Raw genomic sequence first — 13,424 nt, 5'->3', positions numbered from 1 at the left:
TTGTATCCCGAAAAGACTGCGCTAAATAGTTTGAGTTGTTGTATTCATCGGGTATCGGCACTGATACACGGCGTATAAAGGGTGGCATTACGCCATCGATTTGGCGTCAGCTTAACAGACACATTCTGACTCGATTAGCCAATTTTCCGCGCAAACCCTGCTATTGATCGCTTTTGTTGGAAACGCTGACGCAATCGGGCCCTGTGCTAAGCTGGCGACCCTTTTTTTAGCAGTGGAGTCTGGGCGATGAAGGCACGCATCCAATGGGCGGGCGAAGCCATGTTCCTCGGTGAGTCGGGCAGTGGCCATGTGGTGGTCATGGACGGCCCCCCGGAAGCCGGTGGCCGCAACCTGGGCGTACGCCCGATGGAAATGCTCCTGCTGGGCGTAGGCGGTTGCAGCAATTTCGACGTAGTCAGCATCCTGAAGAAATCCCGCCAGGCCGTGGAAAGCTGCGAAGCCTTCCTGGAAGCCGAGCGCGCCACTGAGGACCCCAAGGTATTCACCAAGATCCACATGCATTTTGTGGTGAAGGGCCGAGCGTTGAAGGAAGCCCAGGTCAAGCGTGCCATCGAGCTGTCGGCTGAGAAGTATTGCTCGGCATCGATCATGCTCGGCGCGGCCGGTGTGGCCATCACCCATGATTACGAAATTATCGAACTGGGTTGATTGCTCAATCGTCGGGCAAAAAGAAAGGGCGCTGTGATAGCGCCCTTTTTTGCATCAGATTCGATGCATCTAGATTCTATAAGTGCTTTTGGTCATGACTTTGGCCAAGAGACTCATGCCGAATCGCACTGGCGCGGGGAAGCGGAAACCGCCCGCATCCAGTGCACTTTCCGCGTGGTGTTCTTCATCGATGCGCATCTGCTCAAGAATCGCCCGGGATTTTTCGTCTTCGGCCGGCAGTTGTTCCAGATGCTCATCCAGGTGTTTGCACACTTGATGCTCAGTCGCCGCGACAAACCCCAGGCTGACCTTGTCGCTGATCAGGCCGGCAGCTGCGCCGATCCCAAACGACATGCCATAAAACAGTGGGTTCAGCACGCTCGGGTGACTGCCCAATTGGCGAATACGTTGCTCGCACCAGGCCAGGTGGTCGATTTCTTCCTCTGCGGCATGTTCCATCGCGGCGCGTACCTGCGGCAGCTTGGCGGTCAGTGCCTGGCCCTGATACAGCGCCTGGGCACAGACTTCGCCGGTATGGTTGATGCGCATCAGGCCGGCGACGTGGCGGGTCTCGGTCTCGCTCATCTGGGCGTCGGGCTGCACAATCGCGGGCGAAGGCCGATACGGCTGGCCACTGAACGGCAGCAGTGTGCGCATGGCCATGTCGGCTTGCAGCAACAGACGGTCAATCGGCGAGTAGTGACGTTGGGTAGTCATGCTGACCTCCGGGAAGAATCTCGGCGGCCAGTTTACCGCAAGAGAGGGCGAAGCGTTTGCGCTGAGTCAATTTGCCCTTGGGCGAGGAAGCTTGCCGTGGTGAGGGCGCGTGCTCCCGTAAAACTACGTAGCAGTCGCAAACTCCTCCCAAGACTCAGCCCGGCGGCCAGTTCATCTGGCGCTGACCCAGCACATGCATATGGATGTGATAAACGGTCTGCCCTCCGTCTTCATTGCAGTTCATCACCACACGAAAACCTTTTTCGCAACCTTGCTCAACGGCCAGGCGCTGGGCGGTGAACAGGATATGGCCAGCGAGGGCTTTATCGTCTTCAGTCAGGTCGTTCAACGTGCGGATAGGTTTCTTCGGAATGACCAGGAAATGCACAGGTGCTTGCGGTGCAATATCGTGGAAGGCCAGGACCTGGTCATCCTCGTAGATAATCTTCGCGGGTATTTCCCTGTTGATGATCTTGGTGAACAGAGTATCCACAGCTGTTTCTCCATTATGAATGTGCAGGGTGAGTGTACTCAGCCAGTCAGCGCGGGCAATAGGCCTTATTGATGGCGCCAGCGATCCTGCGGGTCAGCCAGCGTGGGCTGAAGCGCGGGCTGAAGGCTATCCAGCGGTTGCGTCGACCGGGAATGATGATGGCTTTGTTTTTATCCAGAGCACGTACGGTGTAGAGCGCCACTTCCTCGGGGCTCATCAGTTGCTGGCTGCGATCAAGCTTGGCGGTGTCCATCTGCGCGGTGCCGAAGAAGGCGGTACGTGTCGGACCGGGGCAGAGCACTGAGACCTTGATACCGCAGGTTTTCAATTCTTCGCGCAGGCCTTCGGAGAAATGCAGCACATAGGCCTTACTGGCGTAATAGGTGCTCATCCACGGGCCAGGCTGGAACGCGGCGACGGAGGCCACATTGAGAATCTGCCCACCGCCGTGCAGCGCCATGCTGTTGCCAAGGGCGTGGCACATACGGGTCAGGGCAAGGATGTTGACCTCCATGAGGTCTTGCTCAGTCATCCAGTCCTGGGCCAGGAACGGCCCGCTGGTGCCGATGCCGGCGCAATTGACCAGCAGATCAATCTGCCGCTCGCCTTCTTCAAGCTCCAGCAGGAACCCGGACAACCGCAACGGCTCGCCCAGGTCGCAGGCCCGGAACAGCACCTCGACGCCAAAGCGTTGGGTCAATTCAATTGCAATGCTTTCCAACTGATCACGCTGGCGGGCCACCAGAATCAAGCTGCGGCCACGACGGGCCAGCGCTTCGGCCAAGGCTAGGCCGATGCCGCTGGAGGCGCCGGTGATCAGAGCGTAACGGGTCATGCCTTTCTCCATCGCAACGCCGCCGCGCCTGTGACAGAGGCATCACAGGCCGGGGGCGTTTCTTCACTGTTCTGGAGAGTCTACAGGTTCGCCCGCTTCGTCAGCACTCTGCGCTTCGTCTTCTTCGACGGTCGCGGCTTGGTCGGCATCTTCATCGGAGGTGATGGAGCTGCTTTCGTAGCTGCTGTCCATGTTGGCCTCGAGTTGATTCAGGTAACCGTTCATACCCAGGGTCACCACGATGGCAAGCATGACCGGGATAAACGCCAGCCACAGGGTAGCCAGGACTTTTACCGCCGTGGAGTTGCGTGGTGGTGGCGCGCCGTACTGGTTGGCGCCTGCATTGCCCGGCAGTACCAGCAGCAGGATCGGGAAGACGCTGTTCACCAGCGGAACCAGGTTGAGGAAGTACAGCCAGCCCGACCAACCCAGGTCGTGCAGGCGCTGCACACCGATTTGTACGCTGACCCAGACCAGCGCAACAAACAACGCGAGGCCCAGCAATATGCCGAGGATAGTGCCCGCGGTCGGCGAAGCGGTGGCGACGGCAAAGCTGACGGTGCTGATGATGCCGCCGGCAACCAACAGCGCCAGGGTCAAAACCAGGGTCCAGGCGAGGTATCGCAAGCGACCGATGCGCCCGTGGATGGTGAATACCTTCAGGGTGGCGTATTCCGGCAGGTCGTCACCCACGGCGGAACGTGGTGGTGCATAAGGCGATGCCGCAGGGCGCGAGAAACTGTCGGAATCCGTTTCGTGGGTCTCGGCCAGGCTGAAGGCGACGGGCTGTTCAGCTTCGATGCGCGCATCGACCCCGGCGTTTTTTAGTGCGGTGAGGTAGGTTTCCGCATCCGGGCGCGACAGGTCACGTTTGAGCGCGACCGGACGACCGGTGAAGAGCTTCTCGATGGCTTCGACGTCGCTCTTGAACAGCTCGGCCAGGTTCAACTTGGCCGTGGTGCTCTCGACACCCGGGAGCAAGGCTCCATCAAACACAATCTTGAAACGGTTGTCGCTCATGCCGGCTTCCTTGTCACTTGTTCAGGTAGGTAATGAAGGCTGGCTCAATCGGCGGGCCTTGCGGTTGGGTCAGCGCGGCCAGCGTAACTGAGCTGCTTGTTCGCGTGCCTTGCGGTATTCGGCATCCAGGCGAGCAACCAGTTCATCGACGCTGGGCAAATCATCAATCTCACCGACACCTTGGCCGGCGGACCATACAGTTTTCCATGCCTTGGCCTCGTCGCTCAACGGCTTGAGCTTGGAGCCGAAGTTGACTTCGCCTTTGCCTTGCAGGGCGGTGAGGTCGAAACCAGCGTTTTCCAGGCTTTGGCGCATAAAGCTTGCGGGCACGCCGGAGACAGCGGGAGTGTGCACGATGTCGGCGGCTCGCGATGTGAGCAGCATCTCTTTATACGCATCCGGGGCATGACTTTCGGTGGTGCCGATAAAGCGTGTGCCGAAATAGGCCAGGTCTGCGCCGAGTAGTTGAGCCGCCAGAATCTCATGTCCATGGTTGAGGCAGCCGGCCAGCAGCAAGGTTTTGTCAAAGAACTGTCGAATCTCGGCAATCAGTGAGAAAGGGCTCCAGGTACCGGCATGGCCACCGGCGCCTGCGGCCACGGCGATCAAGCCATCCACGCCGGCTTCGGCAGCCTTCTCGGCATGGCGTCGGGTGGTGACATCGTGGAACACCAGACCGCCGTAGCTGTGTACGGCGTCTACCAATTCCTTCACGGCGCCCAGGCTGGTGATGACGATTGGCACTTTGTGCTCTACGCAGATCGCCAGGTCCGCCTCCAGCCGAGGGTTGCTGTTGTGCACGATCAGGTTGACGGCATAGGGTGCGGGGTTATCCAACTGTGCCAGGCCCGCTTCGATCTCTTCCAGCCAAGCCTTGAACCCACTGCTTTCGCGTTGGTTGAGCGCCGGGAAGCTCCCGACGACTCCATTGCGGCAGCACGCCAGGACCAGTTGCGGGTTGGAGATCAGGAACATCGGCGCCGCCACGACGGGCAGGCGCAGACGTTGTTCAAGCAGAGCGGGCAGTGACATTGGAGGTACCCCGAATAATTGAAGTTAGAACGGTTTGACCACGACCAAAATTACGATTGCCAGCAATATAAGAACGGGCACTTCATTGAACCAGCGATAAAAGACATGGCTGCGGGTGTTTTCGCCACGGGCAAAACGCTTTACCTGGGCGCCGCACATATGGTGGTAGCCGATGAGCAGTACGACGAGGGTCAGCTTGGCGTGGATCCAGCCGCCCGAGTGAAAGATGCTCGGGTTCAGATAGATCAGCCAGCCGCCGAAAATCAGCGTGGCAAGCATCGCCGGCCCCATGATGCCACGGTACAGCTTGCGCTCCATGATGCTGAAACGCTCTTTGCTGATGCTGTCCTCGCTTTGGGCGTGGTAGACGAATAGGCGCGGCAGGTAGAACAGCCCGGCAAACCAGCAGACAATGCTGACGATGTGGAAGGCTTTGATCCATAGATAGAGCATTTCTAATTATTCCCAGGTTCACGGTAACTGAAGATAGTAGTGGCTCATGAGCCCGTACGTCACGTTGACGGTTGTCGCAGGACGATACGGCCCCTATTATCGACGGCTTTCCAGTGGGTTCGTTGAGGGCAGGTTTATGGTCAAGGTCGGTATCGTCGGCGGCACGGGTTATACCGGTGTCGAATTGCTGCGTCTGTTGGCTCAGCATCCGCAAGCTGAGGTGGTGGTTATCACCTCCCGATCCGAGGCCGGGCTGGCCGTGGCTGATATGTACCCGAACCTGCGCGGCCACTACGACGGCCTGGCATTCAGTGTTCCGGACATCAAGACCCTGGGCGCGTGCGACGTGGTGTTCTTTGCCACCCCTCATGGTGTTGCCCATGCGTTGGCCGGTGAATTGCTGGCCGCTGGCACCAAGGTAATCGACCTGTCTGCGGACTTCCGTCTGCAGGACGCTGATGAGTGGGCCAAGTGGTACGGCCAGCCTCACGGCGCGCCAGAACTGTTGGAAGAGGCGGTGTACGGCCTGCCCGAAGTCAATCGTGAACAGATTAAGCGCGCGCGCTTGATCGCGGTGCCGGGTTGTTATCCGACTGCAACTCAGTTGGGCTTCCTGCCGTTGCTGGAAGCTGGTCTGGCAGACGCCTCGCGTTTGATCGCGGACTGCAAGTCGGGTGTCAGCGGCGCGGGTCGTGGTGCGGCGGTTGGCTCACTGTACTCCGAGACGTCGGAAAGCATGAAGGCCTATGCGGTGAAAGGTCACCGTCACTTGCCGGAAATCCGTCAGGGCCTGCGTCGCGCGGCCGGTAAGGATGTTGGCTTGACCTTTGTGCCGCACTTGACCCCGATGATTCGCGGTATTCACTCCACGCTGTACGCGACCGTGGTCGATCGCTCGGTAGACCTGCAGGCGCTGTTCGAGAAGCGTTATGCCAACGAACCGTTCGTCGATGTGATGCCAGCTGGCAGCCACCCTGAAACCCGTAGCGTGCGCGGAGCCAATGTGTGCCGGATTGCCGTACACCGTCCGCAGGAGGGTGACTTGGTGGTGGTGTTGTCGGTGATCGATAACCTGGTCAAGGGCGCGTCGGGCCAGGCGGTGCAGAACATGAACATCCTGCTTGGTCTGGATGAGAAGCTCGGTCTGTCCCACGCGGGCATGTTGCCTTAGAGGAGCAGCCACAAGTTTCAAGTTGTCAGCGGCGAGCTTGAAGCTTACAGCTTGAAGCCTGTCGCTGCTCCCTTAATAGTTGACCGCTTTTCTAGGAGAAGCGGATAATGCCACCATTACGCATATGGCGGCGGTACGCCGGGAGATTATCAGCATGAGCGTTGAGTCCTTCACCCCCACGGCTTTGCAATTCACCCACGGTGCTGCGCACAAGGTGAAGAGCCTGGTCGATGAAGAGGGTAATGATCGCTTGAAGCTGCGCGTGTTCGTCACGGGTGGCGGTTGTTCAGGGTTTCAGTACGGTTTTACCTTCGATGAAGATGTGGCCGATGATGACACTATCGTTGAGCGCGAGGGCGTAAGTCTGGTCGTCGATCCGATGAGCTTCCAATACCTGGCGGGTGCCGAGGTGGATTACCAGGAAGGTCTGGAAGGGTCGCGTTTCGTGATTAAAAACCCGAATGCCACCACTACTTGTGGTTGCGGGTCTTCGTTTTCGATCTGATCTGTAGCACATACAAAAACGCCGCTTGGCCTTAATGGGCCAAGCGGCGTTTTGCTGTCTGCTGACTATGCCTATGCGTGAGGGTCAAGCAGGGTAGATCGCGCCCAGTACCCGAAGCCCTTGTGCGCCGGTGACGCTCGGGCGATTGGCGGCGATGCCTTCCAGGCAGCAATGGGCCAGCCAGGCAAAAGCCATAGCCTCGACCCAGTCAGGATCTACGCCGTAAGTTGCGGTACTGCTGACTTGGGTTAACGGTAAAAGAGCCGCCAGACGATTCATCAGTGTTGCATTGTGAGCGCCGCCACCACACACCAGCAGTGTTTCTGTCTGGGCTTGGGCGGACTTCAGAGACTCGACGATGGTCAGCGCGGTCAGCTCCAGCAGCGTGGCCTGCACATCCTCAGGTTCGAACGCAGGCAGGCGGTCAAGGTGTTGGCGCAGCCATGCCAGGTTGAACACTTCGCGCCCAGTGCTCTTGGGGCCTTTGGTCACGAAGAAGGGGTCGCTGAGCAGGGCGTTCAGCAGCTGGGGTTTGGCTTTGCCGCTGGCGGCCCATTGGCCATCGCGGTCAAAGTGTTCGCCGCGTTGTTGGTGAATCCACGCATCCAGTAGAACATTGCCCGGGCCGCAGTCGAAGCCGGCCACAGGCTTGCCGGTTTCGATCAGGCTGAGGTTACTGAAACCTCCCACATTCAATACGGCACGGTTACCGGTGTGCTCACCAAACAGTGCTTCATGGAATGCAGGGACCAACGGAGCGCCCTGGCCGCCGGCGGCCACATCGCGGCTGCGGAAATCGCTGACCACGGTGATGTCCGTCAGCTCGGTGAGCAAGGCTGGATTACCGATTTGTACGGTAAAGCCTCGGGCGGGCTCGTGGCGGATTGTCTGGCCATGGCTGCCAATCGCACGAATGTCCTGGGGCTTGAGGTTTTGTTGATCGAGTAAAGCGCGAATGCCTTGTGCAGCCAGGTTCACCCAGTTCTGTTGGGCAATGGCTGAGCGGGCGATCTCATCCGGGCCACTGGCGCACAGAGCGAGCAGCTCGGCGCGCAGGGAATCCGGCATAGGAATGTAGTGCGTGGCGATCAGCTTGACCGCCGAGTCTTGTTCGATCAAGGCAATGTCCAGTCCATCGAGACTGGTCCCGGACATCACGCCTATATAGAGCGGCATACATCAGCGCTTCGCGGAAGCCAGGAGAGTGGAGCGCTCCTGGTCCATGCGTGCCATCAGCGGCTGGCTCTGTTGCATGAAGCGCGCACGCTCGGCCTTGGCGATCGGATCGGCCATCGGCAGCTTCTGACCCAGTGGGTCGACGTGTACGCCATTGACCTGGAACTCATAGTGCAAGTGCGGACCGGTGGACAGGCCGGTAGTGCCGATATAACCAATCACTTGGCCTTGCTTCACGGTACCGCCAGTTTGCACACCTTTGGCGAAGCCCTGCATGTGGCCATACAGCGTACGGTAAGTGTTGCCGTGCTGAATGATCACGGTATTGCCGTAACCGCCACGACGACCGGCCAATAGCACTTTACCGTCCCCGGCTGCCTTGATCGGCGTGCCACGTGGAGCGGCGTAGTCGACGCCTTTGTGGGCACGGATTTTGTTCAGAATTGGATGCTTGCGACCCATCGAGAAGCGCGAGCTAATACGAGCGAAGTCCACCGGCGTGCGTATGAAGGCCTTGCGCATGCTATTGCCGTCGGCGGTGTAGTAACTGCTGTTGCCTTGCTTGTTGGTGTAACGCACGGCGGTGTAGGTCTTGCCGCGGTTGGTAAAACGAGCGGAGAGAATGTTGCCGGTGCCGACGACCTTGCCGTTGGCGACTTTTTGCTCGTAGATCACGTCGAATTCGTCGCCTTGACGGATGTCCTGGGCGAAGTCGATGTCGTAGCCGAACACGCTGGCCATGTCCATGGTCATGCTGTGGGACAGGCCGGCGCGGGCAGCTGACTGTGACAGAGAACTGTTGATGACGCCGTGTACATAAGCGGAGCGCATCACCGGTTTGGTTGTGATGCGGTTGAAAGCAAAGCCCTTGGCACCTTTGGTCAAGGTGATGCTTTCGAGATCGCTGACATTACTGTGCAGGTTGTGCAACTGGCCATCGGGCGTCAGTTCGAACTCAAGTTTCTGGCCGTGTTTGAGCTGGGTGAACTGCTTGGCCTGCTTGTCGCTGCCGAGTACCTCATTGACGGTGGCAGCCGGGAGGCCGACTTTTTCGAACAGGGTCGACAAGGTGTCGCCCTTGGCCACGATCACTTCGCGGTGTTGTGGGTTCTTGGCGGCCTCGGCAACAGGCGCAGGCTGGTCCTGGACTGCTTGCTGGGTATCTTCGGGGCTGCTTTCTATTTGGGCGAACGGCGATTCGGCAGGTGCGTTTGTGGCTTGTTGCGCGTCGGAAGCGTCTTGATCTTGTGTCAGTTGTTCAACTGGACTTTCCAGGTCAAGGCTCAGAGATGTTCGTTTGGCTTCTACGTCACTGGAAGGGAATACCAGGAGCGCCAGGCTGAGAAGGGCGGCGATACCACTTGCGGCGAGCAGGTGGGTCTTCGGGTAAAGCGGCGGCGCTTTAGACGGTTCAGTGGTCATAGGTAATTTTGACTTTGAAGATGAAATGGAAAAGATGAATGACATGATGAAGATGAAATAACTGTATAAAATATAACCAAATCATCTGTGGCGCAAGCTCGCGAACGCGGGGCTTGCTGAACGGTGTCCGTTCGCAGGGCAAAACTTGTAATTAGTCCCTGATCTTGTATGGTTGGTTCCCTTTTGAATCTGAGCCTTGCGGGTCTGTTATGAAGTCGGTTGAAGAGCAGCTAGCGCTGATAAAACGTGGTGCGGAAGAACTGTTGGTCGAAGCTGAGCTGATCGAAAAGCTCAAGCGTGGCCAACCCCTGCGTATTAAGGCTGGCTTTGATCCGACCGCGCCGGATCTGCACCTGGGACATACCGTGCTTATCAATAAGTTGCGTCAGTTCCAGGAGCTGGGACATCAGGTCATCTTCCTTATAGGTGACTTCACCGGGATGATCGGTGATCCGAGCGGCAAGAGCACCACTCGCCCGCCGCTGACGCGTGAGCAGGTTCTTGATAACGCCGAGACCTACAAGACGCAGGTATTCAAGATCCTTGATCCCGCCAAGACCGAGGTGGCGTTCAACTCCACTTGGATGGATCAGATGGGGCCGGCGGACTTCATTCGCCTGACCTCCCAGTACACCGTAGCGCGCATGCTTGAGCGTGATGACTTCGACAAGCGTTACTCCACCAATCAGCCGATTGCCATTCACGAGTTCCTCTACCCGTTGGTTCAGGGCTATGACTCGGTCGCATTGCGTGCGGATGTTGAGTTGGGTGGCACCGACCAGAAGTTCAACCTGCTGATGGGGCGTGAGCTGCAGCGTGCGTATGGGCAGGAAGCCCAGTGCATTCTGACCATGCCGTTGCTGGAAGGCCTGGATGGTGTCAAGAAGATGTCCAAGTCCCTGGGTAACTATGTCGGTATCCAGGAAGCACCGGGCGTGATGTACGGCAAACTCGTCTCGATTCCTGATGCGCTGATGTGGCGTTACTTTGAGCTGCTGAGCTTCCGCTCGATGGATGAGATCAATGCGCTGCGTGCTGACGTAGAGGCGGGTGCAAACCCGCGTGACGTGAAGATCAAGCTGGCAGAAGAGATTGTTGCGCGTTTCCATGGTGAGGAGGCTGCGGCCAATGCTCACCGTGCTGCGGGTAATCGCATGAAGGATGGCGAGCTGCCGGATGATCTGCCGGAGATCGAGTTGTCTGCTAGTGAGGCGATGCCGATAGCTGCTGTCCTTAATAAAGCAGGCCTGGTCAAGAATTCGGCAGTTGCCCGTGATCTGCTGGGTTCCGGTGGCGTGCGTATAGATGGTGAGGTCGTAGATCGCACCTTTATATACGAGCTGGGCGCTACCCACGTTTGTCAGGCTGGGAAGAAGGCATTTGCGCGTATTACGCTCAAATCCGAATAAAACTGTAGTTGGGTATTGACGGCGATTTATATCTGTCTATAATTCGCCCCACTTCCGGCGCAGTCGAAACGGAAAACTCCTTGGTAAACAACGGGTTATGTAGGTTTTGGCGGTAAGTTGCTTCAGGTTATCGAAGTCAAAAGGAAGTTGAAAAAGAGGTGTTGACAGCAGCGTGTAACGCTGTAGAATTCGCCTCCCGCTAACGAGAGATCGCAAGCGCAAGTGGTTGAAGTTGTTGAAGAAATCTTCGAAATCTTCGAAAACTTCTGAAAATAATCACTTGACAGCAAATGAGGCTGCTGTAGAATGCGCGCCTCGGTTGAGACGAAAGATCTTAACCAACCGCTCTTTAACAACTGAATCAAGCAATTCGTGTGGGTGCTTGTGGGGTCAGACTGATAGTCAACAAGATTATCAGCATCACAAGTTACTCCGCGAGAAATCAAAGATGTAACCAACGATTGCTGAGCCAAGTTTAGGGTTTCTTAAAAACCCAAAGATGTTTGAACTGAAGAGTTTGATCATGGCTCAGATTGAACGCTGGCGGCAGGCCTAACACATGCAAGTCGAGCGGTAGAGAGAAGCTTGCTTCTCTTGAGAGCGGCGGACGGGTGAGTAATGCCTAGGAATCTGCCTGGTAGTGGGGGATAACGTTCGGAAACGGACGCTAATACCGCATACGTCCTACGGGAGAAAGCAGGGGACCTTCGGGCCTTGCGCTATCAGATGAGCCTAGGTCGGATTAGCTAGTTGGTGAGGTAATGGCTCACCAAGGCGACGATCCGTAACTGGTCTGAGAGGATGATCAGTCACACTGGAACTGAGACACGGTCCAGACTCCTACGGGAGGCAGCAGTGGGGAATATTGGACAATGGGCGAAAGCCTGATCCAGCCATGCCGCGTGTGTGAAGAAGGTCTTCGGATTGTAAAGCACTTTAAGTTGGGAGGAAGGGTTGTAGATTAATACTCTGCAATTTTGACGTTACCGACAGAATAAGCACCGGCTAACTCTGTGCCAGCAGCCGCGGTAATACAGAGGGTGCAAGCGTTAATCGGAATTACTGGGCGTAAAGCGCGCGTAGGTGGTTTGTTAAGTTGGATGTGAAATCCCCGGGCTCAACCTGGGAACTGCATTCAAAACTGACTGACTAGAGTATGGTAGAGGGTGGTGGAATTTCCTGTGTAGCGGTGAAATGCGTAGATATAGGAAGGAACACCAGTGGCGAAGGCGACCACCTGGACTGATACTGACACTGAGGTGCGAAAGCGTGGGGAGCAAACAGGATTAGATACCCTGGTAGTCCACGCCGTAAACGATGTCAACTAGCCGTTGGAAGCCTTGAGCTTTTAGTGGCGCAGCTAACGCATTAAGTTGACCGCCTGGGGAGTACGGCCGCAAGGTTAAAACTCAAATGAATTGACGGGGGCCCGCACAAGCGGTGGAGCATGTGGTTTAATTCGAAGCAACGCGAAGAACCTTACCAGGCCTTGACATCCAATGAACTTTCTAGAGATAGATTGGTGCCTTCGGGAACATTGAGACAGGTGCTGCATGGCTGTCGTCAGCTCGTGTCGTGAGATGTTGGGTTAAGTCCCGTAACGAGCGCAACCCTTGTCCTTAGTTACCAGCACGTGATGGTGGGCACTCTAAGGAGACTGCCGGTGACAAACCGGAGGAAGGTGGGGATGACGTCAAGTCATCATGGCCCTTACGGCCTGGGCTACACACGTGCTACAATGGTCGGTACAGAGGGTTGCCAAGCCGCGAGGTGGAGCTAATCCCATAAAACCGATCGTAGTCCGGATCGCAGTCTGCAACTCGACTGCGTGAAGTCGGAATCGCTAGTAATCGCGAATCAGAATGTCGCGGTGAATACGTTCCCGGGCCTTGTACACACCGCCCGTCACACCATGGGAGTGGGTTGCACCAGAAGTAGCTAGTCTAACCTTCGGGAGGACGGTTACCACGGTGTGATTCATGACTGGGGTGAAGTCGTAACAAGGTAGCCGTAGGGGAACCTGCGGCTGGATCACCTCCTTAATCGACGACATCAGCTGCTCCATAAGCTCCCACACGAATTGCTTGATTCATTGAAGAAGACGATAGAAGCAGCTTTAAGCTCCAAGCTGATAGCTCCAAGCTAACAGTTGCGCGCTCGAAATTGGGTCTGTAGCTCAGTTGGTTAGAGCGCACCCCTGATAAGGGTGAGGTCGGCAGTTCGAATCTGCCCAGACCCACCAATTTTGTTATGGGGCCATAGCTCAGCTGGGAGAGCGCCTGCCTTGCACGCAGGAGGTCAGCGGTTCGATCCCGCTTGGCTCCACCATATAACTGCTTCTGAAGGTTTGAAAGCTTAGAAATGAGTATTCCGTTGAGAATATTGATTTCTAGTCTTTGACTAGATCGTTCTTTAAAAATTTGGGTATGTGATAGAAAGATAGACTGAACGTTACTTTCACTGGTAACGGATCAGGCTAAGGTAAAATTTGTGAGTTACTCAGTTTTGAGTATTATCGAATT

Annotated in this window: 12 protein-coding genes, 2 tRNA genes and 1 rRNA gene; 7 read left to right on the top strand and 8 right to left on the bottom strand. The window is 56.7% G+C overall.

The window, feature by feature from the left end:
- Positions 1-246 precede the first annotated feature (246 nt).
- Complete coding sequence (locus LVW35_RS25885) at positions 247-669, top strand: OsmC family protein (protein ID WP_005792019.1); 423 nt, start codon at positions 247-249, stop codon at positions 667-669.
- Between the two features lie 69 nt (positions 670-738).
- Here the strand turns inward: LVW35_RS25885 and coq7 are convergent, their stop codons facing one another.
- The 6 genes from coq7 to hemJ all read right to left on the bottom strand — a co-directional run bounded on the left by coq7 (position 739) and on the right by hemJ (position 5,219).
- On the bottom strand, positions 739-1,386 hold the full coding sequence (gene coq7 / locus LVW35_RS25880) for a 2-polyprenyl-3-methyl-6-methoxy-1,4-benzoquinone monooxygenase (protein WP_233892577.1): 648 nt from the start codon (positions 1,384-1,386) through the stop codon (positions 739-741).
- 154 nt (positions 1,387-1,540) lie between these two features.
- Positions 1,541-1,879 carry a histidine triad nucleotide-binding protein gene (locus LVW35_RS25875; RefSeq protein ID WP_003194682.1) on the bottom strand — a complete coding sequence of 113 codons (339 nt, stop codon included), beginning with the start codon at positions 1,877-1,879 and terminating at the stop codon, positions 1,541-1,543.
- Positions 1,880-1,925: 46 nt separating this feature from the next.
- Positions 1,926-2,714 (bottom strand): SDR family NAD(P)-dependent oxidoreductase, encoded by a 789-nt coding sequence (locus LVW35_RS25870; RefSeq protein WP_233892576.1) that lies wholly within the window; start codon positions 2,712-2,714, stop codon positions 1,926-1,928.
- Between the two features lie 63 nt (positions 2,715-2,777).
- The gene (locus LVW35_RS25865) at positions 2,778-3,734 is read right to left on the bottom strand and encodes a DUF805 domain-containing protein (RefSeq protein WP_233892575.1); all 957 of its coding nucleotides are present in this window, start codon (positions 3,732-3,734) and stop codon (positions 2,778-2,780) included.
- Positions 3,735-3,803: 69 nt separating this feature from the next.
- On the bottom strand, positions 3,804-4,766 hold the full coding sequence (locus LVW35_RS25860) for an NAD(P)H-dependent flavin oxidoreductase (RefSeq protein WP_233892574.1): 963 nt from the start codon (positions 4,764-4,766) through the stop codon (positions 3,804-3,806).
- A 24-nt stretch (positions 4,767-4,790) separates the two neighbouring features.
- Positions 4,791-5,219 (bottom strand): protoporphyrinogen oxidase HemJ, encoded by a 429-nt coding sequence (hemJ, locus tag LVW35_RS25855; protein ID WP_233892573.1) that lies wholly within the window; start codon positions 5,217-5,219, stop codon positions 4,791-4,793.
- 136 nt (positions 5,220-5,355) lie between these two features.
- Between hemJ and argC the strand changes: the two genes are divergently transcribed.
- Together argC and erpA are read left to right on the top strand one after the other, a co-directional pair.
- Positions 5,356-6,390: an N-acetyl-gamma-glutamyl-phosphate reductase gene (gene argC / locus LVW35_RS25850; protein ID WP_233892572.1), complete on the top strand. Its 1,035-nt coding sequence runs from the start codon at positions 5,356-5,358 to the stop codon at positions 6,388-6,390.
- A 154-nt stretch (positions 6,391-6,544) separates the two neighbouring features.
- Complete coding sequence (gene erpA / locus LVW35_RS25845; protein WP_003176443.1) at positions 6,545-6,895, top strand: iron-sulfur cluster insertion protein ErpA; 351 nt, start codon at positions 6,545-6,547, stop codon at positions 6,893-6,895.
- Positions 6,896-6,979: 84 nt separating this feature from the next.
- Here erpA and LVW35_RS25840 read toward each other — a convergent pair whose 3' ends face one another.
- A complete protein-coding gene (locus LVW35_RS25840; protein ID WP_233892571.1) occupies positions 6,980-8,071 on the bottom strand; it encodes an anhydro-N-acetylmuramic acid kinase in 1,092 nt (363 codons plus the stop codon).
- 3 nt (positions 8,072-8,074) lie between these two features.
- Positions 8,075-9,493 (bottom strand): peptidoglycan DD-metalloendopeptidase family protein, encoded by a 1,419-nt coding sequence (locus tag LVW35_RS25835; RefSeq protein WP_233892570.1) that lies wholly within the window; start codon positions 9,491-9,493, stop codon positions 8,075-8,077.
- A 209-nt stretch (positions 9,494-9,702) separates the two neighbouring features.
- Between LVW35_RS25835 and tyrS the strand changes: the two genes are divergently transcribed.
- From tyrS to LVW35_RS25815, 4 genes are all read left to right on the top strand, one after another.
- On the top strand, positions 9,703-10,902 hold the full coding sequence (gene tyrS / locus LVW35_RS25830; RefSeq protein ID WP_233892568.1) for a tyrosine--tRNA ligase: 1,200 nt from the start codon (positions 9,703-9,705) through the stop codon (positions 10,900-10,902).
- 505 nt (positions 10,903-11,407) lie between these two features.
- Positions 11,408-12,944: ribosomal RNA gene (locus LVW35_RS25825) — 16S ribosomal RNA — on the top strand.
- Between the two features lie 123 nt (positions 12,945-13,067).
- A tRNA-Ile gene (locus tag LVW35_RS25820) sits at positions 13,068-13,144 on the top strand.
- Positions 13,145-13,154: 10 nt separating this feature from the next.
- Positions 13,155-13,230: transfer RNA gene (locus LVW35_RS25815), tRNA-Ala, on the top strand.
- Positions 13,231-13,424 lie beyond the last annotated feature (194 nt).

Origin of the sequence: Pseudomonas sp. HN11, from assembly GCF_021390155.1 — a bacterium.
GTDB lineage: Bacteria > Pseudomonadota > Gammaproteobacteria > Pseudomonadales > Pseudomonadaceae > Aquipseudomonas.
The sequence above is the reverse complement of the archived record's forward strand: the minus strand, read 5'-3'. Positions and strand labels throughout refer to the sequence as shown.

Bases quoted from the DNA above. Each gene is read 5' to 3' on its own strand.
- LVW35_RS25865 (WP_233892575.1), bottom strand. From the start codon at position 3,734: ATGAGCGACAACCGTTTCAAGATTGTGTTTGATGGAGCCTTGCTCCCG.
- LVW35_RS25885 (WP_005792019.1), top strand. From the start codon at position 247: ATGAAGGCACGCATCCAATGGGCGGGCGAAGCCATGTTCCTCGGTGAG.
- argC (WP_233892572.1), top strand. From the start codon at position 5,356: ATGGTCAAGGTCGGTATCGTCGGCGGCACGGGTTATACCGGTGTCGAA.
- LVW35_RS25870 (WP_233892576.1), bottom strand. From the start codon at position 2,714: ATGACCCGTTACGCTCTGATCACCGGCGCCTCCAGCGGCATCGGCCTA.
- LVW35_RS25835 (WP_233892570.1), bottom strand. From the start codon at position 9,493: ATGACCACTGAACCGTCTAAAGCGCCGCCGCTTTACCCGAAGACCCAC.
- LVW35_RS25860 (WP_233892574.1), bottom strand. From the start codon at position 4,766: ATGTCACTGCCCGCTCTGCTTGAACAACGTCTGCGCCTGCCCGTCGTG.
- tyrS (WP_233892568.1), top strand. From the start codon at position 9,703: ATGAAGTCGGTTGAAGAGCAGCTAGCGCTGATAAAACGTGGTGCGGAA.
- coq7 (WP_233892577.1), bottom strand. From the start codon at position 1,386: ATGACTACCCAACGTCACTACTCGCCGATTGACCGTCTGTTGCTGCAA.
- hemJ (WP_233892573.1), bottom strand. From the start codon at position 5,219: ATGCTCTATCTATGGATCAAAGCCTTCCACATCGTCAGCATTGTCTGC.
- erpA (WP_003176443.1), top strand. From the start codon at position 6,545: ATGAGCGTTGAGTCCTTCACCCCCACGGCTTTGCAATTCACCCACGGT.
- LVW35_RS25840 (WP_233892571.1), bottom strand. From the start codon at position 8,071: ATGCCGCTCTATATAGGCGTGATGTCCGGGACCAGTCTCGATGGACTG.